The 22960-nt window shown below is 34.5% G+C and carries 16 protein-coding genes and 1 pseudogene; 8 read left to right on the plus strand and 9 right to left on the minus strand.

What is annotated here, in order from left to right; translation table 11 throughout:
* Positions 1-16 precede the first annotated feature (16 nt).
* The gene (locus SYNTR_RS08480; protein WP_156204109.1) at positions 17-1567 is read left to right on the plus strand and encodes an S-layer homology domain-containing protein; all 1551 of its coding nucleotides are present in this window, start codon (positions 17-19) and stop codon (positions 1565-1567) included.
* A 207-nt stretch (positions 1568-1774) separates the two neighbouring features.
* Here the strand turns inward: SYNTR_RS08480 and SYNTR_RS08485 are convergent, their stop codons facing one another.
* The 3 genes and pseudogenes from SYNTR_RS08485 to SYNTR_RS08495 all read right to left on the minus strand — a co-directional run.
* Positions 1775-2476: a M48 family metallopeptidase gene (locus tag SYNTR_RS08485; protein WP_156204110.1), complete on the minus strand. Its 702-nt coding sequence runs from the start codon at positions 2474-2476 to the stop codon at positions 1775-1777.
* 205 nt (positions 2477-2681) lie between these two features.
* The gene (locus SYNTR_RS08490; protein ID WP_156204111.1) at positions 2682-4592 is read right to left on the minus strand and encodes a DEAD/DEAH box helicase; all 1911 of its coding nucleotides are present in this window, start codon (positions 4590-4592) and stop codon (positions 2682-2684) included.
* A 79-nt stretch (positions 4593-4671) separates the two neighbouring features.
* Positions 4672-5097: pseudogene (locus SYNTR_RS08495) on the minus strand (ATP-binding protein); the annotation flags it as partial.
* Positions 5098-5246: 149 nt separating this feature from the next.
* Here SYNTR_RS08495 and SYNTR_RS08500 point away from each other — a divergent pair.
* The 4 genes from SYNTR_RS08500 to SYNTR_RS08510 are packed head-to-tail and all read left to right on the plus strand — an operon-like array spanning position 5247 to position 8472.
* Positions 5247-6488: a site-specific integrase gene (locus SYNTR_RS08500; RefSeq protein ID WP_156204112.1), complete on the plus strand. Its 1242-nt coding sequence runs from the start codon at positions 5247-5249 to the stop codon at positions 6486-6488.
* Positions 6481-7188, plus strand: a complete 708-nt coding sequence (locus SYNTR_RS11730) for a tyrosine-type recombinase/integrase (RefSeq protein WP_197079075.1) — start codon at positions 6481-6483, stop codon at positions 7186-7188. Before SYNTR_RS08500 ends, SYNTR_RS11730 begins: the two co-directional genes overlap by 8 nt.
* Positions 7071-7463 carry a tyrosine-type recombinase/integrase gene (locus SYNTR_RS11735; protein ID WP_197079076.1) on the plus strand — a complete coding sequence of 131 codons (393 nt, stop codon included), beginning with the start codon at positions 7071-7073 and terminating at the stop codon, positions 7461-7463. The genes SYNTR_RS11730 and SYNTR_RS11735 overlap by 118 nt, the downstream gene beginning before the upstream one ends.
* Positions 7450-8472, plus strand: coding sequence for a site-specific integrase (locus SYNTR_RS08510; RefSeq protein ID WP_156204113.1), 1023 nt, complete (start codon positions 7450-7452; stop codon positions 8470-8472). The genes SYNTR_RS11735 and SYNTR_RS08510 overlap by 14 nt, the downstream gene beginning before the upstream one ends.
* 67 nt (positions 8473-8539) lie before the next feature.
* Here SYNTR_RS08510 and SYNTR_RS08515 read toward each other — a convergent pair whose 3' ends face one another.
* From SYNTR_RS08515 to SYNTR_RS08525, 3 genes are all read right to left on the minus strand, one after another.
* The gene (locus SYNTR_RS08515) at positions 8540-8911 is read right to left on the minus strand and encodes an ATP-binding protein (RefSeq protein ID WP_243140171.1); all 372 of its coding nucleotides are present in this window, start codon (positions 8909-8911) and stop codon (positions 8540-8542) included.
* On the minus strand, positions 8886-10178 hold the full coding sequence (gene istA, locus SYNTR_RS08520) for an IS21 family transposase (protein ID WP_156204114.1): 1293 nt from the start codon (positions 10176-10178) through the stop codon (positions 8886-8888). The genes SYNTR_RS08515 and istA overlap by 26 nt, the downstream gene beginning before the upstream one ends.
* Positions 10179-10336: 158 nt before the next feature.
* On the minus strand, positions 10337-14875 hold the full coding sequence (locus tag SYNTR_RS08525) for an S-layer homology domain-containing protein (RefSeq protein ID WP_156204115.1): 4539 nt from the start codon (positions 14873-14875) through the stop codon (positions 10337-10339).
* Between the two features lie 149 nt (positions 14876-15024).
* On the opposite strand from SYNTR_RS08525, the gene SYNTR_RS08530 reads away from it, so the two are divergent.
* Positions 15025-15663 (plus strand): hypothetical protein, encoded by a 639-nt coding sequence (locus tag SYNTR_RS08530; protein ID WP_156204116.1) that lies wholly within the window; start codon positions 15025-15027, stop codon positions 15661-15663.
* Positions 15656-16432 (plus strand): LuxR C-terminal-related transcriptional regulator, encoded by a 777-nt coding sequence (locus SYNTR_RS08535; protein WP_197079077.1) that lies wholly within the window; start codon positions 15656-15658, stop codon positions 16430-16432. The genes SYNTR_RS08530 and SYNTR_RS08535 overlap by 8 nt, the downstream gene beginning before the upstream one ends.
* Before the next feature lie 50 nt (positions 16433-16482).
* On the opposite strand, the gene helD is transcribed toward SYNTR_RS08535, so the two are convergent.
* Together helD and SYNTR_RS08545 are read right to left on the minus strand one after the other, a co-directional pair.
* Positions 16483-18777: an RNA polymerase recycling motor HelD gene (gene helD, locus SYNTR_RS08540; protein ID WP_156204118.1), complete on the minus strand. Its 2295-nt coding sequence runs from the start codon at positions 18775-18777 to the stop codon at positions 16483-16485.
* A gap of 27 nt (positions 18778-18804) precedes the next feature.
* The gene (locus tag SYNTR_RS08545; RefSeq protein ID WP_197079078.1) at positions 18805-20400 is read right to left on the minus strand and encodes a peptide chain release factor 3; all 1596 of its coding nucleotides are present in this window, start codon (positions 20398-20400) and stop codon (positions 18805-18807) included.
* Positions 20401-20549: 149 nt separating this feature from the next.
* Between SYNTR_RS08545 and SYNTR_RS08550 the strand changes: the two genes are divergently transcribed.
* A complete protein-coding gene (locus tag SYNTR_RS08550; protein WP_156204120.1) occupies positions 20550-21176 on the plus strand; it encodes a class I SAM-dependent methyltransferase in 627 nt (208 codons plus the stop codon).
* A gap of 73 nt (positions 21177-21249) precedes the next feature.
* Here the strand turns inward: SYNTR_RS08550 and SYNTR_RS08555 are convergent, their stop codons facing one another.
* On the minus strand, positions 21250-22839 hold the full coding sequence (locus SYNTR_RS08555) for an ABC-F family ATP-binding cassette domain-containing protein (protein WP_156204121.1): 1590 nt from the start codon (positions 22837-22839) through the stop codon (positions 21250-21252).
* Positions 22840-22960: the final 121 nt, after the last annotated feature.

The following is a 22960-nucleotide window of genomic DNA, read 5'->3' on the forward strand; positions in this document are numbered from 1 at the left end:
AATAGTAATTGGAGGGATGATGATGGGGAAAAAGCTAATGATAATTATCATAATGACAACGGTACTACTTTTTGGAACTATGGGTACTGTTGCAGCAGCAAATTTCACAGATATTGCAGGGAATCCGCAGGAGGATGCAATTTTGGAAATGTCTAGATTGGGAATATTAGAGGGCGTAGGCAACGACCAGTTTGCTCCTAATGCTGAACTGAACAGGGCTGCAGCAGCTAAAGTCGCTGGCTATTTACTTGGCTATACAGAACAAGACGCTGTTAAAGCCGCCCAAACTGAAGCGATTTTTACAGACATAGTCGGAACAAGCCACGAATGGGCACTTGGGTGGATTAATTTAATGTCAGAGGAAGGAATCTTGCGCGGAACAGGTGATGGGCTATACGCTCCAGGCGATCCACTACAAATGGTGCATTGGGGAACAATTCTAATCCGTGTTTTAGAACACGAGCAATCAGGAATGAACTGGCCGAACGATTATAACGATATGGTAAATAACCTCGGATTAGAAGCTGGACTGTATTACAATGACACTGGCATCATGAATCGTGCCGAAATGGCTCGCATGACAACAACGGCACTCTATAATGTTGAACGCCCGGACGGACAACGGATCGTTGACATTGTGAGTTTTCGTGCTGATACACTTGACGATTGGCATGTCCCTGAACAACCTGAATCTAAAATATACCATAACGCCGATATCTCAGTTCAATTGAGCGAAACAGTAGTAGCACCAGGTGGCGGACAGACGATTACTATAACCGCAACAGCAATTCACGGTCCTGATAATAGACCAGCTGCATTCACTAATATTGAATTTTTTGCAAGCGTTGGGCCGCACGATCGCAATGACCAGTTATCTGTAAATGAATCATTGACTGATATTAACGGTGTAGCGACCTCTACATATACAACTGTTGCTGCTGATGATGGTAACACTATTGAGCTAGTAGCTGTTATCCAAACAGATAATGATGAATGGCTTGATAGACGCACATTTGCACTTGCCTCTAATACAGCAGCATTTGTTAGCGGACGAATTATTAACCCGTTTAATGGTGAGCCAGTCACAGACCCAGAAATAATAGTAGGTTTATACGGTAATCCACAGATTCACACCCGTCTCATAGCTGATGACCAAGGCAACTATAGTGGGCCAATTAACGCTAATACATACGATGTTAATATTAGAATGAACTTAGGCGACAGTCCTCCATACCCTGGAGAATTTAGTGGATCACATTTTAGAATCGATGACAATGGTGATGTTTGGATTGGTATTCAAAAAAGAGCTTTTAGCGCAGGCAACAGCTACACTATTCCGTCTGAGTTAGGGGTAGTGACTGGAGTACATAATCGTCCGGCAGGGACAGAAATTTACATAGTACGTAAGTCTGACCAATTCACGCAAATCGCTAATATTAGTAGTAACGGGCGCTTTATGACAACACTTCCGCCAGGTCAGTATTGGATTGGCAATTCCGTCGGCACTACACTAAAGGATAATATTAACATCCAAAAAGGCAGTGTCACAAAAGCAGGCACTTTTTAAGCACATGAAAATTACAGATTAAGCAACCTAACAACTCTCGAAACTTAGGAGGTAGGTCATCAATCTACCTCCTATTTAACAAATTACTTTAAATATCCTTATGAAATTAGAAAAATAATCTATACAACTAATATAATTGAAGGATATCATCGGCAACTTAAGCATTATACAAACTTCCCTCCCTTATTGTTGAAATTTAAAAATTAACTATTTTATTTTTTCCCTCAGCCACTTTCTTCTCTCTTTGTAATCTGGAAGGATAGATTCAACTAGATTCCAGAATTCTTTGGAGTGGTTTAGTTGGACTAGGTGGGCCAATTCGTGAACTACTATGTAATCTATAACTGGGGATGGTGCCATTATTAGTTTCCAATTAAAATTAACATTACCTTTTGAACTACAACTGCCCCAACGTTTCTTTTGTTCTTTAACAGTTACTTTTGCGGGCTTTTTGCCAATTTTATATTGATAATACTCGACTCGTTCATTTATCTTTTCTTTGGCTTTTTCACGGTACCATTTTTCCATTGCATTCTTTAATATTTCTTCATCTTTCGTGGGAGTAGATATTATAAATTTTCCTCTAAAAAGCTTAACTTCGGGCACTTTTAAACTATTATCCAGTTCTATTTGTAAGGAATAGTTTCTTCCCATGTACATAAATGATTCACCATTTACAAACTCTTTTTTAATTGGAATATGTTTTACATTTTTAAACTCATATAGCTTTTTTACTATCCAATCAGCTTTAGTCATGACCTTTTTTTTAATTGTTTCTTCTTTCATTCCAACTGGAACTATAGCTGTTACTTTATCAGGTGCTTCAACAGTAATAGCCATAGTTTTGCGTTTTCTATATATAACATCAAAGTAAATGGTCTTTGTTCCATAGTTAATTGATAGCTGCATATAATTCTCCTTAGTTGATTGTTGCGAAGTGTTTTTTAGCAAGGTTAAGCTCTAAATTGCTGATACCTACATATTTTTTTAATTAACCTTTCCTTTTTCGTCACTATCAAATAGGATAAAGTTTTGTATTATATCTAGGAGTTTTTTTCTAAGACTCCTTATAAAAAGACGTTCTGTCCATTGTTTTCTACATCAGGTATTTCCTTTAATTTAAAAGGATAAGCATCTTTCCCCTCCAAATAGAAGCAAGCTTTTGCCCATCTGGCTGTTGTTCACCTACCACGTCTTTAAGATTATCCCGCAATTCTAGCACTTTTAATAATATCCCCATCATATCCTGAAGAGTTTGGTTGCCTTCATGAAATAATGTATCCGCATTCCATGAAGATCTGTCAATATTGCCTTTATTGACCAAAACAGTATTAATACTCTGTAATGAAAAACCTGTACTATCAACCAATTTTAGAGGCTGATTAGGAGCACTTATATAATTAGCATACTCATGAATTCCTCTTAATAATTTATTAGCCAAAGTTGGGCTTTTAATTCGTAGCTTTTCAAATCCTAAAGTTCCACGTAAAACCTGTTCTACCTGATCTATAAACGTATCTGGTTTTCCAATTTGACGATATGTATGTACTAAATACTGCAGAAAACTAGACCACTCTGGATACCTATAAACAATACTTCCCAAATCACCCAAATTATCTTCTGCTTCATTTGCTAGTTTTAATAATGCTGAGTTTAGTTCTCCAGACTGCTTATTAATGAATTCTCTAAGTTTTTCTACATGATTTTCATCCTTAGCAACTAAAGTAACTACACCAACACTGCTTTGCCCAATTCTTCCTGCCCTACCTGCAATATTCCAAAAATCTTCTGGTGGCATGTCAACAGTTTTTTGTTTTTCTGGATATTGATGAGAAGCCATAATTAATCCAGAAATCGGAAAATTGACTCCCTGTGCAATAGTAGTTGTAGCGACAAGAAAATTCAATTCATTTTCCTCGAATAGCCATTCCATTAGAAATCGAACATCATCAGACAAGCCAGCATGGTGTACCCCAATTCCATAGGATAAAAGATCAATAAGCGGAAAATTTGCACCTAATTCAAGCTGCAAAAACTTTTTAACCAGTTGTATTTTTTCAGATGGTAGTTCTATATAATTAGATTCAATTTTTAACTTATCTGCTAAAGACCACACCCAATCTGGCCGCGTATGCATCACTATAACCGGTCCACGTTGCTTTAAATACTGAGCGGTTACAGCCGCCAATGTACTTTTGTCATTTACTTGAGCAAATGTCTTAGCAATGTCATGTGTTCCCGGTAAATTAAGCAAACCATTAGTGGTCAATGTATTTCTTGAAGTATGCACTGTTTCCATATCTAAACTATAATTATAACTTTTATTTTTTATTAATTCTTCTTGTTTAGCCTTAACAATACCTATAATTCTATCATTTGGCTGCCAGTCTAATGCAAGACTTATATCATCTGAATTTTGACCTCCCAGCCAACGGGCTACTTCTTGTCCGTTAGCAATAAAGGGGGTTAATAATAGGAATTGTGCCCACTGGCACTCTTTATTAATTGTAGCTAATAAAAGTTCTAGTTTCAGTCCACGACTATTACTCTGAATATTATGGGCTTCGTCAACTACAACTAATGTTAGTGGACGCCCTATCTTTTCTTCCCACCCTTGCCTAAGCATTAGGTCCAATTTTTCTGGCGTTGTCACAAGAACTCTAAATTGTGAATTTTCGGCTTGTTCCTGTAATAATCTCTGTTCAATATTGTCTACCTCAAGCGCTGGACTAACTTGTTCGACTAACACTCCCAAAGAATCAAAATCACGACGCAATTGACGTGTAACCTGATTCACTAGCGCTTTTGTAGGAACAAGATAGGCCACCCAACCTTTTTCATATTCAAATTGATTTAATGCCTGCAAAATTCGAAACTCTGCTATCATTGTTTTCCCACTTGAGGTAGGTAAACTAACAACTACAGCTCGGCGACTGGACCCTAATAAACCTTGTTCTGCTAACGTCCGGCGCTGTGGTGGTAAAACATCAAAAATGGCACGATTACCACGTCCTCTATCTACCAAACTACGAACAAACTGAGTTACCCTAGAATATAAACGTCAATAAAAAAATGAACAAAAATGCAAATATTTTTATGTACAACTAATCTTCTTTTTGACCAACTTTTGATAGAGCTTCTGCAGTTCTATATGAACTACCAAGTATATTTACAATGCTAGAATGATGTACTAGTCTGTCTAAAATAGCACTAGCTAACATGTTATCAGTAAAAATATCGGTCCAATCTGATAAACTAATATTACTAGTTACTATGGTGCTTTTTTTCTCGTATCTACGATCAATAAGCTGGAAAAACATTTTTGCCTCTTGCTCACCGATAGGCAAATATCCGATTTCATCGATTATTAAAAGCCTATATTTAGCAAAATGCTTAATTCGATTTTCTAACTTGTTTTCTAGATGAGCTTTCCTAAGTTGTTCAATTAAATCATGGCATTTAATAAAATAAGTGCTTATACGTTTTTTAGCTGCTGCAATACCTATAGAAGTGGCCAGATGCGACTTTCCGTTATGGAAAGCTTTCCATAACGGAAATTATAGTAAGTTTTTGCTTATGGAAAAAAATAAGAATATTACTGAATAATAAGAGGATAGTGCTTTTATTTCTTTCCATAACACCTCACAATTAATTATACAAATATTATTGGAGGTGCTATATGGAAAAAAGAATACCAATTGAAGAATTAGTTAATAATGTTTTAAAGGAGCTTGAGAGATTAAACTATGCCCACAATACGATAAGTGGGTACCGTGCATTTTACAAAAGAGTAATTGAATTTGCACATGAAAAAAACCAAACATATTTTTCTGAAGAGCTTGGTAGTGAGTTCTTGAAAGAAAAGTATAACTGCACAGTTAATTATTACACGGAATCAATGCCTAAATCTTTTAAGAATTCAATTAGGCGAATTAGAGTCCTTGGCGATTATCAACTTCACGGAGTAGTCATTAGAAGGATTGTAAAAAAACCTGGTTATGTGAATCCACCTCAATTTGAAAAAGAGCTTTTAGCTTATCAAAAATACTGTGAAGATAATGACTATGCTAAAAGAGGCCTTCGCACACGTATGCAAAGGCTTTTCTTTTTTATCGATTATCTGGATGGGCGCAATATTCAAAATGTGAATGATATTACTCCTGAAATAATATCTCATTATGTAAAAACAATTTATAGACATCATGAGAAAAGTATTTCATCAATACTTACAACCCTTAGAGTATTTTTAAGATTTCTATATCTTAATAAATTTACAAACGATAATTTATCAGTAAGCGTACCAAAACAAAAGAAATATCAATACCCGGCTATACCATCAGTATGGAAACAAGAAGATGTTAAACAGATGCTAGAAACAATAGATAGAGGGAACCCAACTGGAAAAAGAGATTTTGCTATACTTCTTTTAGTTACAAGACTTGGAATAAGAGTTGGTGATATTAAATCACTAAAACTATCTGATCTAAATTGGCAATCTAAAACTATAGAAATAAAACAGGAAAAAACAAAAAGCAAAACTACATACCCAATATTGGATGATATCGGCTGGGCATTAATAGATTATTTTAAAAATGGACGTCCAGTAAGTCAATCACCATATGTTTTTATACGTATGCATGCACCCTATGAAGAATTTGGCAGGGATGCTAACCTCCATAATATTATAACGAAGTATACTAGACTTGCTGGGATCACAATTCCTAAGGGTAAAAGACATGGCATGCATTCTTTACGTCACACATTAGCTAGTACTCTTCTTGAACAAGGAACACCTTTACAAGTTATTTCAGAAGTATTAAGACACATAAACTCTAAGACCACAGGAGTATATTTACAGATAGGTATTGAAGGACTTAGAAAATGTGCACTTGACCCAGAGGAGGTGTTCTTAGATGATTAAAGAACCGTACATTTTTACTAGCATTCTGGGTGATTTAATGGTTGGATATATAGAAGAACAAAGAGCTGTTGGATATAAATATACCAAAGGTGCATCACTTTTAAAAAAACTTGATCAATTGATTGTAAAAAACAATCTAAAGAGCAAAGAATTACCTAAAGAATTGGTATACCAATGGACAGCAAAAAGACCTAATGAAACAGAAAGCACCCAAAATGGCAGGATTTCAACAGTACGTGGTTTTGCAAAATATATGGTTCGTTTAGGATATGATGCTTACATTTACCCACCTCGCGCACTTACCATTGAAAGATATTCGTATATTCCTTATATTTTTTCTAAACAAGAAATAAAAAAGATATTTGATATATGCGATAACTATCCAATTTCGGTATATTCTCCAAACAGACATCTCGTTATTTCACTTATACTAAGAATGTTATATGGATGTGGCTTAAGAATATCCGAAGCTGTAAATTTAAAAATAAATGATGTTAATTTAACTGATGGAACATTGACTATACATAATACAAAATTTGATAAAAGTCGAATTGTTCCAATGTCAGAATCTCTAAACAAGCAATGTCAACTATATGTAAAAGAAGTTCATCAGTTCGAAAGCAAGAATCCCTACTTTTCCCATCGCCATATGGTGAAAATTATAATGAAAGCACTATATATAAATTGTTTAGAAAAATAATATGGCAAGCAAATATTTCTCATAGCGGAAAAGGACCGAGGCTTCATGATTTAAGACATACATTTGCAGTACATTGTTTGAAAAAATGGGTGTTAGCAGGAGAAAACCTAACAAATCTTTTACCTTACTTGTCTGTTTATCTTGGTCATAACGATTTAAGGGGAACTCAACACTATCTTAGATTAACATCTGATTTATATCCTACAATAACCACATCAGTGGAGCAGCATTTTTCAAACACAATACCGGAGGTAGTATTTTATGAAGATGACTAATTTTGCTAGAACATTAACCCGTTACATGTCAGACTATCTCCCAACGCAACGTAATGTTAGCACAAATACAATCAAGTCTTACAGAGATACATTTAAACAACTATTGAATTATTTTGATGAAATACTAAACATTAAACCTGAACATCTTACTTTTGAAAAAATAACTGCTGAGACAATTAAAGATTTTCTATTATGGCTTGAAAAGTCAAAAGGTGTTAGCATCAATACACGTAATCAAAGACTAGCTGCAATACATAGCCTCTTTAGATATGTGCAGTCAGAAAATCCAGAGTTTTTATTAGAAAGTCAACGTATATTAGGAATTCCTTTTAAAAAAAGAGAAAAGAAGTCAATATCTTATTTAACCCAGGAATGTCTTAAAGCTTTATTACAACAACCAAATCCTAATACAATAAAAGGCCGTCGTGATCTTACAATGATAGCTACTTTTTATGATACCGGAGCTAGAGTACAAGAATTAATTGATTTAAAAGCATGTGATGTTAGATTGACAAAACCTGCAACTGTTTTATTAACTGGAAAAGGAAACAAACAACGCTCTGTACCTATCATGGGAAAGACTTGTACATTATTAGAAGAGTATATGAGAGAACATTATCTTTTAGAAAATGGTTATCAGAATCATCCATTGTTTTTTAATAGCAATAGAAAACCCTTTACAAGACCAGGGGTATCATACATTCTGGAAAAGTATCTTAAGAAAGCCAAAGAATCATATCCAGAAATGCAATTCCCGAAAAGCTTACATCCTCATATGATTAGACATACTAAAGCAATACATTTATTGGAAGCTAATGTTAATTTAATTTATATTAGAGACTTACTAGGACATGTTAATGTTACCACTACAGAAATTTACGCAAGGGTTAATTCAGAAGTTAAAAGAAAAGCATTAGAAGCAGCTTATGTTGAGGTTGTAAAACAAGATATTCCTGCTTGGGATAAAGATACTGATTTATTAAATTGGTTAAATGATTTTTGCAGATAAAAAAAGATTATGGAAAGATTTTAGAATTATGCGATTTTTTTAACCATGAATTATTGCTTACTTAACACTAAAATCTTTCCATAAGCAAAAACTTGCTATAATTTCCGACTCCGGAATTTCCGATCAATAGAATATTGCTGTTAGTCTCTAAGAATCTTAAACTTTCAAAATCTAAGAATTGTTGTTTATTAATTTTAGGTTGGAATTCAAAATCAAAATCTTTGAGTTCTTTTTGATGTGGAAATCCAGCTACTTTAACCATTGCATTGGTAGCATTAAAGTTTTTAACTTCTATCTCTTTAGAAGTAAGTTCGTATAAAGCATCTATAACGCTTATTTTCCCATCATTTATTTGGTCTAAATAATTATCTAACTTAATACTCATCTGGGTTAACTTAAGCTCTTTTAAATTGTCATGTAATATTTGATAATTGCTCATTAAATTTCTCCAATTCCCTTAGATGCTGTATAGCATATTCTTCAACCCCATCATGTTTTCTAAATGTTTGTTTTAACATGTCTAAATGATGCTGTTCTGTGTATGTTATTTTTTTGTTTTCCATGATTTCATGGACAGTAATAAGTTTTTTGTTATAATAGACATGCAAGTTATTTTCAATTATTTTTATTGTTACTTTCTTTCCAATTAAGGTTGAAGGAACTGAATACATTTTCTTTTTGTAAGAGAAAAGTGCATTTGTATTTACATTCACCTTTATGGAAGAAAGCTTATAGGAAGAACATATTTTTTCTTGTGGTAAAGGAAAAAGATGTTCTCTTTCTTTTTTGTACATAAGTATAGGTGGTATGCCTGTACTCTGACAAATTCTAGTATTAGCCTCGTTTGTTATCTGCTCTAATTTTTCATGTAATTGTTCGATATTATCTAACACTCCGTTATAAGTCATTATTTCATCTATAATTTTCATAGGATTCTCTACTTTTGCTTTAGTTTGAGGCCTTCCTTTAATACAAGGAACTACTTTAAATCCATAATCATCTGCAAATTGCTGAAATTTAGGATTAACAGTACCATCTGATAATTCTGTTCTAGCTTTTAACATCATTGTAGTAGCATTATCTATAACTAACTCCTTAGGCACACCCCCTATTGTTTCAAAAGCATTAGCTAAAAAGTCTACAACACAATCTAAGCTTGTTGATAAGTAAATAAGCCAAACTTTTTGCCTTGATGCTGATAATACTAAGCTTCCTACATTTATAATTATTTCTTCACTATTTCTAAACCTAAATTTAATTTTTTCTTTCCAATCAAACTGTGCTTGTTTACCTAGTTCTGTTTCTGTTTTAATTGAATTTGAATTACCTTTTGGTTTAAAATAATTAGCAAACTCTTCATGCTTTAGTATGTAGTAATTAAAGTTATTCCTGGTGCATTTTAATCCATGCTCTCTTTGTAAATATCTAAACAGATGATCTTTGTAATAAAACATTTGAGATGATTCATCAGATAGTAATTCTTTTATAATTTCATAGTAGTCATCAATCACAGATTTTTTCTTTTTTCTTTCCTTTTTATCAGCTCCTATGTAATATTTTTTAACTGTCCTTCTATCAACCCCCAAATTCCTTGCTATTTCACTAAAATTTGGCTTATCCAAGTTATTTGCCTCCACAAGTGTTTTAAGTTTCGGTAAGTCTTTTACTGAGTTAATATCAATATCAGTAATTAATTTTATTTTCATTTCTCATCACCCAGTAAAACTATAGAAACTTATGTGATTTTTGTACATTTAAATATTAGCATTTATAAGGCCCCCTCAAGAGCTTGATTGCTCCCAAGGTGTGCTGGGGGTTGGTGTTGTGTATATCAGTAGCTTAATAAAATAGTGTCTAGCTTCGATTAATCACTAGTATGTTCATAACCCTGCCACCTTAAGAAAGGATAGCCTTGATTTTCTGATGAGTTAATGCCCCAAGTGCTACTAAAATTCCAATCAACATAAGTAGCTTGCTGCTTCATTTGCTCAGTTGTTTTAGGTGTTCCACTCCCTGACTGCCCGTTCACATCTTCGTTGTAATAGGTGTTACTGGATGAGCCACTATCCCAGGTACCTACTATGCTACCCACGCTTGAACCATCTCCAGAAACACTTCCTGTCATGTAAGAGTTTGTTATATCACCAGCTATCCAACCTGCTAAACCCCCAATACCAGAACCACTTCCTTCTACATTGCCATGAGCGTTCACATTGCTCAAATCTCTTCTGTTAGAAATAAAGTTAGCTACCCACCCAATTTGCCCAACAAATCCACCTACCCTGTGTACACCTGTGACATCACCTGAAGCATATAGACCTGATAAATTTCTTATAGAATAACCGGCAAAACCACCTATTCTGCTGTACCCATCAACATTACCTGTAGCATAGCTCTCAGTGCATGAACTTCCAGTAGCCATTTTACCTACAAACCCACCAACTTCTTCATTTCCAGCAACACTTCCAGTGGCATAACTGTTTGTAGCAGAGTTGTACGCCAATTCGCCTACAAATCCTCCAACCTGATCTGCACTGGGCGCATTCACATCACCTGTAGCGTAACTATTACTTACAGAAGTTCCCCCCTGCCCGGAAATTCTTCCAATAAAACCACCAAAATGATTATGATCTTCTTCATCAAAGATACCTGTCACATTTCCCGATGCACTAGAGTCAAGAATTGTTAATCTAGTTCCACCATGTCCCAAGAGTCCTCCAACATATTGGATACCATAGACATCTCCGTATGCTGAACAGTTTTCTATTTTCTGGTCGTAATCGGTATTAGACGTAGTTTGAGCAGCGGTTGCTCTTCCAATTAAGCCACCCACATATTTCTCGCCATGTACTGTCAAATCCGCAGTTACGTTAGCCATCTGCCCAACAAACCTGCCAGCTAGAGGACCTACATAATCCTTGCCTGTAATGCTTCCTCCCTCTATGGTTAGGTTGTGGACACCTGGATGATGGTCTAAACTGCTGTATTTCGATGTTACCCCGAACAACCCTACATCATTTACTTCTGGTCTGTCAATAAAAAGATTAATAACCGAATAACCCTCACCGTTAAATATACCTTGGAAAGTGTCTCCTTCAGTACCGATAGGCTCCCAACCTTTACCATCGTTCCAGTAGGCACCACCGTCAGATGTTGCATCGCCTAAATCAATATCATTTAGTAGGATAAAATGTGTATTGGCATGGTCAGACCCCAAGTGCTTTCTTACATTGTCTAAGTGTTCAGCTGTAGCTATTTGATAAGGGGCTTCCTCTGTACCACTACCACCATCAAAGTCCGCTTCTTCAGTTACTGTAATCGTTACGGTATCTTGAAAACCACCATCATTTGTGGTTACAGTGATTTCTGCTGTTCCTACCGCTACTCCTGTCACTTCACCAGTTGCACTTACTGTTGCTATACCATCATCGCTTGATGACCATATTACATCTTTGTTTGTCGCGCTTCCAGGTTCTACTGTTGCGTTGAACTGGAAGTTTGCTCCTACTCCAATTGTTTGGTCAGCTTCGTCAATGCTTACTCCAGTTACAGGTACTAAAGTACCTGCAGCTTTCTCCCCATCAAAGGTTGCTGTCGCTGTATCTAAGTCTGTTACTGCTTGATCAACTGTTGCTTGAGAAGCACTAGTATCATCGTATACTCCTTGGGCTGCTCCTATAGCTTCTTCATATGTATCCATAGCTACCTGGCTTACCCACTCATCAGTTGTTAGTACGTCTGAACCGTCTGTGCTTATTTCTACAGAATCTCTGTTAGTTTCTGCTTCGCCAATGGCTGTTGCTAAAGCATTTTTATCTACAGCTACATACTGAGCAGTCACTGTTAAGTCGCTTGTAATGTTTGTAAAGTCAGCTGGACTCCAACCCGTAAACTTGTAGCCATCTCTAGTTGGATCGGCTGGTGCTGTTGCTGCACTTCCGTGCTCTATTGTCTCTGTAGCGATTTCTGAATTATCCCAATCAACAAATGTTACTGTATATGTTTTTAGAGTCAGTGTAACTGATTCAATAATATCTGATTCTATAACTGTCACACTACCTGTTACATCTTCATAGCCTGTTTTAGTTATTGTATAGCTGTAAGTTCCCTCTTCTAGATCAAATTCTACTTCTCCAGGCCAAACAGTAAGCTCTTCGTCGCCATTGATTGAAACTAGCGCATCATATATACCAACATTGAATTCTACTTTATGAAGGGTAATTGGTTCATAATCTCCAGTTACCTCTATTGGATTATCTTCTCTACTTGCCACTTGAACACCCGTAGTGCCAGCTTGAATATTAACAGATTTCGTAGTAGATGATCCTAAAGTGAATTCTAATCTTGCACCTGTAGCATTTGCCCCTACTTCTACATTAGTTGAAGCAGTGTCTCTCATATTAACTCTAACATTTGGCTTGTTAACTGTCATATTCCCAATTGATGAGTTTCTAAGCCTTACAGAATTTAGTCCACCGCCATCAATCGTTAGGTTGTCAAAATTCGTGCCATCAGCGGTGAAGTTATTAACGCCTGAAGATATTGATACTGTTCCATTAATAACCTGAAATGGAGAGTGCGGTGGAGTACCATTAATAACCACATTATCTGCCTTAATAGTCAAATTCCCATCTATTATGGCATTTGAACCATTAATCGTTTGTGTATTGCTTACTGTATAGTCACCAGTATATGTCCCAGGTACTACGGTAATTGTTGTTATGTCACTATTATCTAAAGCAGTGGTTAGCTCTTCTCTATTGTAGACAGCAGCAGTTGACGCAGCATTAAATGTAATCTCTTTTTTAGCAACTGAAGAATTGTTCATACCTGATTTTACACCGATAACTTTTACTGTAACCGTCCCTCCAAGATCACTGTTGCCAGTTAAGTCACTCGCATCTACTGTTATCAATGATGATGTTGGTGATGATGTGGAAGGTGTTGTTCCATCTAATGTGTAATAGAATGTAACTCCACTAATATCGGATGAGAAGTCAACTGCAACTGATGCACTGTTATTTAAAGCACTAACATCATCCGGTGTTGTTGTAATATTAATAGCACTTACAGAAACTGTTGAGCTACTAGACGACCCACTTGATCTTCTAGGCTGTAAGTTCTCTGGCAGATTAATTTTATATTCTGAGTCCTTAGCTCCTGTACCTAAAGCTTTAATTATTCTGCCTTCATTATTAACATTTGTTGTTGTATTAACATCAAGTAGGTCTATTACTGTTTCTTTTGATGTATTTACTTTTACTTCTTCTGCCTTGTCATCTATTTGTAGTTTATTAACCTGGGTTTCTTCTTGCATTGTTAGTTTTACATTTCCTGTATTCACATTTATATTGTCAAAGGTCCCTTGAAATATTATTTCAGTATCTTTTGCTTCTTCTGCGACTGTTACTGAAGCTCCTCTATCATGTATCATTACTATACGGAGTTTGCCTGCTGCTTTTTGAATGATTATATTTCTAAAGTCTCCTCCGTTTATGTAGATACTATCTGAGCCACCACCTCTAATATAGGAGTCTCCTTCTACTGTAACATTGTTTAATGTTACTTCTCCTTCTCCTACTTCTTCTGCTATTGTAAGGTCACCTGTAATAGTTACATTTTGTAAAATTACTTGATCTGCTTTTATATATACATCACCATCAAACTTTTTATTTCCTTCTTCTGGACCATAGGTGCCTGCTTTGTTTATTGTCCAAATTGCCTCTTTTAATACTCTATCTAATAACACTAATGCTTCTGCCCTAGTTATAGGTTCTATAGGTTTAAAGCTACCATCTGGATATCCACCCATAAATCCTGCTTCTGCTACTGCTCCTACTGATCCTTTACTCCAACTTGGTATGTCTTTAGCATCATTAAATATATCTATATAATTTGTATTTTTTTTCATTTGTTTAATTTTAGTAATGATTATAGCTGCTTCCTGTCTACTTATTGTATTATTTGGTTTAATTGTTCCGTCAGGATAACCGCCAATGTAACCTGCTGCATATGCTATTTTGATTGCCTCTGTAAACCAAGTGTCTTCTGGCACATCGCCAAACTGGATTTCCCCTTCTTCTGTGAAATTAAATACTCTGTTTGTTAAGGTCATGAATTCTGCTCTAGTAATTGAATTATTAGGTTTAAATGTACCATCTGGATATCCCCTAACAATTCCTCCATCTACCATTTCTTGAATTGTATCTTTTGCCCAATGGTTTTTTATATCTAATAACGTGTTATTTGCATAAACGTTTGGTGTCGATTCAAAAACTATGGTAAATAAAAAGGTAAATAATAAAAAAACACATAGCATTTTATTCTTTTTTAAAACCAACATTGAAATACTCCCTTCAAAAATAATATCTCTTCTACTACCCTCCTCTTTATAAAATTCCACCCATTTTTAACCCCGATAAAATAATCATTTTAAAATTTCTATCTTAGGAGTAATTGCCTAAGACAAAAAGCTAATTAGCTTTTAAATTATATGCTATAATCATTTTTAAGACATCACCCCTAAAGGGTGATTTTAAGTGGGTGAGGGTTATGAGAGGGTGGCCTATCGGGCTTGGGTTTTGGGCTGGTTGGCTATGGGTAACTTTTTTAAATGGTCCATTTGTTTATAGATTTTTATTAACTTTAGAATCAACTTATATAAATATTGTAATGCTACTATTTTTAGCTTGTAATACGATTACTTATTTGGTTTTGGCTAATGAAAGTTATTATAAGAAATTCAATAATAAATTGGTAATTATTTGTGGCATGATTTTAATGGTGTGCTCTACATTACTTATTGTTGGAACTGCTTTTAGTACAGTTTTAGGTCTATACGCACTGTATTTAGCGGCTATTTTAGGCGGAATAGGGTCAGCAATAATTCTAGTATTTTACGGTGAATTATATAGTCAATATAGTATTAAACGTGCTGGTTTATATTATGGGATATGTTTGGCTATTGCAACTTTGGTGTACTTAGGAGTATCTTTTATACATTTATACCTAGCTATTCTGATAACCCTACTACTACCTATATTTTCTGTTTATTCACTTATTAAAGGACTAAGTAGTAACAACTTAATTATTATAGCTGATAATGAAGACTATGCTAAATTAGATAATATCTTACATACGATTAGCTATAATGTTCTTTTTGTTTTACTTTGTTGGTGGGCTAATGTATAACATTTTAAGCCTATTGCCAAATTTACCGGAACAACAATTATTTTGGTATAGTAGTTTAATATATTGTGTAGTAATATTTATTGCTGTTGTAAGTATATTTAAGGATGAATTTACTTATCTTCGCTATTCCCATAATCTTGCATTGCCACTGTTAGGCATTGGCTTTTTGCTAGTTCCTTTTTTAAGTGGAGGAAGTATTATAATCTCTTTTCTGTTTTTTCAAATGGGATTTGCTGTTTTTGATTTTTTTGTCTGGATGATTCTTTGTTACATTGCTAAAACAACTGAAAACAAACGCCAAGTATTTGCTATTGGCTTCTTTATAGTTACTTTGTCTATGTTTGGCAGTTCTCTCTTTCATCAAGGTATAACCTTATATGTAACTAATGTTATTCAACAAATAAACACCCTGTCCATATTGGCCGCAATTATAATGTTTGTATCAGTAATTCTTTTCATAAATCTATTTACTATATCTAAAATTAATTATGATAAACCTGATGACTCTATTACCTTAGCTGAATCAGGAGCAACTTCTGATAATGTAGTCGAACAATTATCTCCTACCATCGCTTTTTCTGAATATGGGTTGACCGCACGCGAACAACAGGTGTTAGATTTACTATTAAAAGGATATAATAATCCCAACATATGTAATTCTTTAAACATAAGCAACAATACTTTAAAAACTCATTTACGAAACATCTATAGGAAAGTTGAAGTATCAAATAGACAAGAACTGATCGATGTTTATTATTCTCAAAAATAGTATCAATATCCATAAAAAAAGGACAAGATAAATGTCCTATCCTATTCGCCTTATCCTTTTTCAACAGCGTTAGTCTTATTCAATATTGATAAAGTTTTTCCTGTGCATACGACATCTAAGCTGTGTAAAGCCCTTGTCATAGCAACATATAAAAGTTTTAAATCTAGTTCAGTTTGCTCGTAATCTTCTTCTAGAGTGGTGATAATTACTGCATCAAACTCTAGTCCTTTAGCATGATATGCAGATAAAATAACTATACCACCTTCATAACTAATATCATTAGCATTAAGTTGTTTAGCAGCAATATTACCTCTTTTGTCTAGTGATTTTTTTAATTTTGTACATTCCTTAGTAGTCTTACAAATAATGGCTACAGTAGAATAATCTTTTTCTTTTAGATCTTGAACTCTTTTTTCCAACGCACTTATAGTTTCGTTTTGGTTTTTTTGCCTTAAAACCTTTGGTTTTTCCCCATGCCTAACAACTGGCTTGGCTAACACTAAACCTGGTAACTCAGTTAGCTTTAGTACATCATTAGCTAAATCCATAATCTCTATAGTGGTACGATAGCTTTGTTCAAGAGTCAGGTATCTACTGTTTCCACTAGTAAAGACCTTTTCTCTTAATTCATTCCAATCATTCATACCACGATAAGAATGAATACCTTGAGATATATCTCCTAAGAGAGTAAACATCTCTGTATCAAAAATTTCCTTTAAAATATCTATCTGAAATAAGCTAAAATCCTGAGCTTCATCTATTACTAAATGTTTGGCCTTCATTTCTTTTTTAAAGCCAAATGCTTTGTACTGAATGTATAGTAGTGGTGTTAGGTCTTCAAACTCAACCCTTTTTTTTGCTAAAACCTCTTTAGTGTAATTACAGAAATAAGATAAAAACTCTTGGTTTATTTCGTTATTAGCAAAGTATTGTAATTTTTCAGGACTAGTTGCTAATTCCCTATAGTAGTGTAACGCATCATTTTGAGGAAAAAGAGCGATATATTTTTTCACTGCATTTTTAGAAGTTTTTTTAAGTGATTCTATTTTATTATCTCTTTCATCCATTAATATTCCTAATTGTTCTCTACGTTCTTCAGCATCATCAGTTGAACGTCTAACCTCATTTAAGCGCTTATCATAGTCATCTTCTAACTCTTCTATTATACTGTTAAGCTCTTTTTTCAGCTTACTTGTTAATATTTTTTTAACTCTTGGGATTCTGCTATATATAGGAAGATAATAAAAATCTTTTAAAAATATACTGTTAACTTCTTCGGCAGTTAGTATGGTATATTCTTCTAGCTTTAAATCCTCTTGCGGCACAAAGTCTTGTTCCAAAGAGAGCACATATTTTTCAATTATTTCTTTAAACTCCAAAGAGCCTTTAAACATAGATACATCTCTTATTAAAGCATTTTCATCCCCATCAACCAAAAGCTTTTCTAGTTTTTCATCAGGACTAACTAGTTTATATTTTACACCGGTAAGATCATAGACCAAATCAACAAACGTTGTCTGCTCTACTTGATCTACTCCTAGTTCTGGTAAAACTTCCGATATATAATTTAAAAACAAACTATTTGGTGCAATTATCATAAAGTTTTCGGGAGTAAAGCTCTCTTCATAGGTATAGATTAAATATGCTATTCTATGCAGTGCAATAGTGGTTTTTCCACTTCCTGCTGCTCCTTGAACAATTAATGGCTCAGATATGCTAGCACGTATAATTTTGTTTTGCTCTGCTTGGATTGTATTTACTATATCCTTTAGCCGATTATCCTTATTCTCCTGTAAAGCCACTTGCAAAAACTCGTCGGTTGAAGCAAAATCCACATCCATCATATCTTCTAATTTGCCATCTTTTATTATATATTGCCTTTTAAGTAAGAGTTCCCCACTGTGAGTGCCGGAGGGGGTTTCATAGGTTACATGACCTAAATTCCCATCATAATAAACACTAGCTACAGGTGAACGCCAATCAATAACTAATGGAGTCTCATCACCATCTGCTCTTGGTAGAGCAATTTTGCCTATATACAGTTTATCTTCTTTACTATTGCCTTCTCGCTTTATATCGATTCTGCAAAAATAAGGCTTTTTTTCCGCATGTACTAATCCATCATAACTATTTTCTAGTCTTTCTAAAAACTTTGAGTTCATCATTATACGAACATAACTAAGACTGCTATCAAGAAAATCGAAATCTATATAAGCTTCACGCAGTTCTTCATTGTACTGCTCACGTTTTGTATCCATGGCTAAAATAATATCTTTAACGTAATCGACGGTATATTCAAGTCTTTCTAATTCCGCCTTATACTCTGGATGTTTTTTTAATGACACTGTTAATATTCCTTCCTATTAAGATATTTAGCTTATATTTGAAAAAGTCTCCTCAGAAGAAGTAGAGAAAAACTCTAAATCAGGATTCCTATCTTTAAGCCACCTTAAAACATATTCCGCTTCTACCAATACAATTATATTATTATCACTATCATAAGCAGGTTTAGAACCTAACATATCTAAACTTTTTAAATCAATGGGATTATTTGATCTAACCCAGCGAGCCATTTGATAGGAAATGCCCTCAAAAATAATATCTGCTCCATATTCTTCTTTTAGACGGTATTTAAAAACATCAAACTGAAGCTGACCAACCGCACCTATTATGAGCTCTTCACTCGCGCCTATAGTCTTAAAAAGCTGAATAGTTCCCTCTTCAATTAACTGATGTAAGCCTTTTTGAAACTGCTTATACTTGCCTGTATCACTATTAATAAGACGAGCAAAAATCTCCGGAGCAAATTGAGGTGGTTTGCTAAACTCAAAATCACCCTTATAACATACGGTATCACCTATACTAAAAATTCCGGGGTCAAATACACCTATAATATCTCCAGGATATGCTTCCTCAATTATATCTCTTTCCTGAGCAAAAAATTGTTGAGGCTGACTTAGTTTTATAGTTTTACCAGATCGCATATGATTTACGGCTAAGCCTTTTTCAAATTTACCTGAACAAATACGCATAAAAGCTATCCTATCACGGTGGGCAGGGTTCATGTTTGCCTGTATCTTAAAAACAAAACCTGAAAAGTCATTAGTAACCGGATCAATAACTCCTTTTTGGGTTTGATAGGCACGTGGCGGTGGAGCTATATCTAAATATTCTTCTAAAAATGTCTGTACTCCAAAATTATTTAAAGCACTACCAAAGAATACTGGGGTAAGCTTTCCCTGTAATATTTCATCTATATTATAGTCATCTCCAGCAACCTCTAATAACTCTAAATCCTCTAACAGATTATTATAGTCTGATTCAGTAATCTTATTGTTAGCTATAGCCTCTTCAATAGATATTGTCTTGCGAGTTTCATTATCATCATTTTTATCAAACAGTTCTAAATGCTCTCTTTTCCGGTCATATACTCCCTTAAAATCAAAGTTCATACCCACCGGCCAATTCATAGGATAAGAGCGAATACCTAAAACATTTTCGATTTCCTCTAGTAATTCCAATGGCTCCTTACCTACACGGTCTAATTTATTTATAAATGTAAAAACAGGTAAACCTCTTAAACTACATACTTCAAAAAGCTTTATAGTCTGTGCTTCAACACCTTTGGCAGCATCAATTAACATTACTGCACTATCTGCAGCTAAAAGTGTTCTATAGGTGTCCTCACTAAAATCCTGATGGCCTGGTGTATCGAGAATATTAACTTTGTAATCATTATAAGAAAACTGCATAGCACTAGAAGTTACTGAAATACCCCGTTGTTTTTCTAGTTCCATCCAGTCTGAGGTTGCAAACTTCTTAGATTTTCGTCCCTTAACAGTTCCTGCTAACCTAATTGCTCCACCAAACAAGAGTAGTTTCTCGGTTAAAGTAGTTTTCCCAGCATCCGGGTGTGAGATAATTGCAAATGTTCTTCTTCGTTTTACTTCTGATTGAATATTTGTCACTATACATATTCCTTTCCTTTATTCATCCTATTTTTATAACATAATAAGTAAGCTTTGTGAAGTTTGTTTATAATTAACGTATTAGTTGATTATACAATATTAATAATGTACTATTATCCCTGATAATAGTAAAAAGAAAGGATAAGTTTATGAATTGCAGTCTATGTAGTGGTTCTACTTCTTGGTTTTATAATTTTAGAAATATGGATTATTATAAATGTGGTGCATGTTCCTCTGTCTTTCTACATCCTAAATACTTTCTTTCCTCAGATGAAGAAAAAGCACGCTATGAAGAACATAATAATTGTGTAGATGACAAAGGATATCAAAAATTTGTTTCGCCTATTGTTAACGCGGTTAAGGAAAGGTTTTCAATAGATGCTAGAGGACTTGACTTTGGTGCAGGAACTGGCCCCGTTATTACAAAACTTTTAAGTGATGAAGGTTTCAGTCTAGAATTATATGATCCTTTCTTTTGGAATAATCCAGAGGTTCTAGAATCAACATATGACTTTATTGTTTGTTGTGAAGTAATTGAACACTTCAAAGACCCATTAAAGGAATTCAAACTCCTAAGATCTCTATTAAACCCAGGTGGTGTTTTATACTGTATGACTGAAGTATATTCAGAAGATAGGGACTTTGAAAAATGGCACTATAAAAACGATGCTACCCACGTCTTTTTCTATCATAAGGATGCTTTTAAGTGGATTAAAGATAATTTAAAGTTTTCCAGATTAGATATTAATGGTAGGTTAATAGAACTAGAAAGATAACTGAGGTGAAATAGGGAGCGTATGTTTGTTCTAGAACAAATATCCGCCCCTATTTGTGTTTGTTTTGATGCTTTTAAATAGCAATACTTTGTAAATATTCATCATAGGTTAAACGTACATCGATCATTTTTGTTGGTGTAAGTTCGATAATACGATTAGCAATTGTCTGTACTAACTGACGATCATGAGATGTAAAGAGTATATTGCTTTTATAATCACGCATACCATTGTTTAAAGCAGTAATCGACTCTAAATCCAAATGGTTCGTAGGTTGGTCTAAAAGCAGTACATTCGCATGACAGAGCATAGTTTTAGCTAGCAAACATCGGACTTGTTCACCACCGGAAAGCACTTTAACTGGCTTTAGAACTTCTTCCCCGGAAAAGAGCATTTTCCCTAAGAAACCTCTTACATATGAATCAGCTTTGTCGGATGAGTACTGTCGCAGCCAATCAACAATGTTCATTTCCTGATCTTGAAAATAAGAGGAACTATCTATGGGTAAATATGCAGTTGTAATAGTAACACCCCATTTATAGTGTCCACTATCAGGCTCTAATTCACCAGCAAGTATCTTTAATAGAGTTGTATATGCAATTTCGTTATTTCCAACAAAAGCAATTTTATCACCTTTGTACACAGTAAAACTTACATTATCGAGAACTTTTTCTCCATCAATAGTCTTACTTAAATCAACAACCGAAAGAATATCATTACCAACTTCCCTTTCGGGCTTAAAACTAATAAAAGGATACTTACGATTAGATGGCTCAATATCTTCTAAATTTATCTTCTCTAACATTTTTTTACGTGAGGTAGCCTGTCTAGACTTGGACGCATTTGCACTAAATCGTGCAATAAACTCCTTAAGCTGTTTTACTTTTTCTTCATTTTTCTTATTCTGATCGCGTGCCATCTGTAGTGCTAATTGACTAGATTCGTACCAGAAGTCGTAATTCCCTACAAAAAGCTTAATCGTTCCAAAATCTACATCGGTGATATGAGTGCAAATATTATTCACAAAATGTCGATCATGGGTCACAACGATGACAATTCCATCGAAGGAAATTAAAAATTCTTCTAGCCAAGTGATAGCTTGAATATCTAAATGGTTAGTAGGCTCATCTAGAATAAGGATGCCAGGATTACCAAAGAGCGCCTGTGCTAAAAGCACTTTCACCTTCTCTGCCCCTTGCAGCTCAGACATTACTTTATCATGAAGCTCTATTCCTACCCCTAATCCCTGTAGCAAGGTCGAAGCTTCTGATTCGGCTTCCCAACCGTTCATTTTACTAAATTCGTCTTCTAAATCAGCAACTTTGATACCATCCTCATCACTAAAATCCGCTTTGCTATAAATCTCCTCTTTTTCTTTCATTATTTCATAGAGGCGTTGATTACCCATAATCACAGTATCTAGCACTATATAATCATCGTATTGAAAGTGGTCTTGTTTTAAAATAGACATTCGCAAACCCGAAGCTACCGTAATTTCACCAATATCAGGTTCAATTTCTCCAGCAAGTATCTTTAGAAATGTGCTTTTACCTGCTCCATTTGCACCAATAACTCCATAGCAATTACCTGGAGTAAACTTTAAATTTACATTTTCGAAAAGCTTACGCTCTCCGTATCTTAATCCTACATTACTTACAGTTATCACTTTGTCCCGCCTTTATTATTTAAATTTGCATATCTTTAAATAATAACATACATAAACTAGATTAGCACAAAAATAAAGGAGGAATCTTTCTAATGGCAATTAATCTCATGATGTCCTAAAA

Source organism: Candidatus Syntrophocurvum alkaliphilum (assembly GCF_009734445.1).
Classification (GTDB): Bacteria; Bacillota; Syntrophomonadia; order Syntrophomonadales; family Syntrophomonadaceae; genus Syntrophocurvum; species Syntrophocurvum alkaliphilum.

Bases quoted from the DNA above. Each gene is read 5' to 3' on its own strand.
- istA (WP_156204114.1), bottom strand. From the start codon at position 10,178: ATGAAAATAAAATTAATTACTGATATTGATATTAACTCAGTAAAAGAC.
- SYNTR_RS08510 (WP_156204113.1), top strand. From the start codon at position 7,450: ATGAAGATGACTAATTTTGCTAGAACATTAACCCGTTACATGTCAGAC.
- SYNTR_RS11735 (WP_197079076.1), top strand. From the start codon at position 7,071: ATGTCAACTATATGTAAAAGAAGTTCATCAGTTCGAAAGCAAGAATCC.
- SYNTR_RS08535 (WP_197079077.1), top strand. From the start codon at position 15,656: ATGTATAACATTTTAAGCCTATTGCCAAATTTACCGGAACAACAATTA.
- SYNTR_RS08550 (WP_156204120.1), top strand. From the start codon at position 20,550: ATGAATTGCAGTCTATGTAGTGGTTCTACTTCTTGGTTTTATAATTTT.
- SYNTR_RS08515 (WP_243140171.1), bottom strand. From the start codon at position 8,911: ATGAGCAATTATCAAATATTACATGACAATTTAAAAGAGCTTAAGTTA.
- SYNTR_RS08485 (WP_156204110.1), bottom strand. From the start codon at position 2,476: ATGCAGCTATCAATTAACTATGGAACAAAGACCATTTACTTTGATGTT.
- SYNTR_RS08480 (WP_156204109.1), top strand. From the start codon at position 17: ATGATGATGGGGAAAAAGCTAATGATAATTATCATAATGACAACGGTA.
- SYNTR_RS08530 (WP_156204116.1), top strand. From the start codon at position 15,025: ATGAGAGGGTGGCCTATCGGGCTTGGGTTTTGGGCTGGTTGGCTATGG.
- SYNTR_RS08500 (WP_156204112.1), top strand. From the start codon at position 5,247: ATGGAAAAAAGAATACCAATTGAAGAATTAGTTAATAATGTTTTAAAG.
- SYNTR_RS11730 (WP_197079075.1), top strand. From the start codon at position 6,481: ATGATTAAAGAACCGTACATTTTTACTAGCATTCTGGGTGATTTAATG.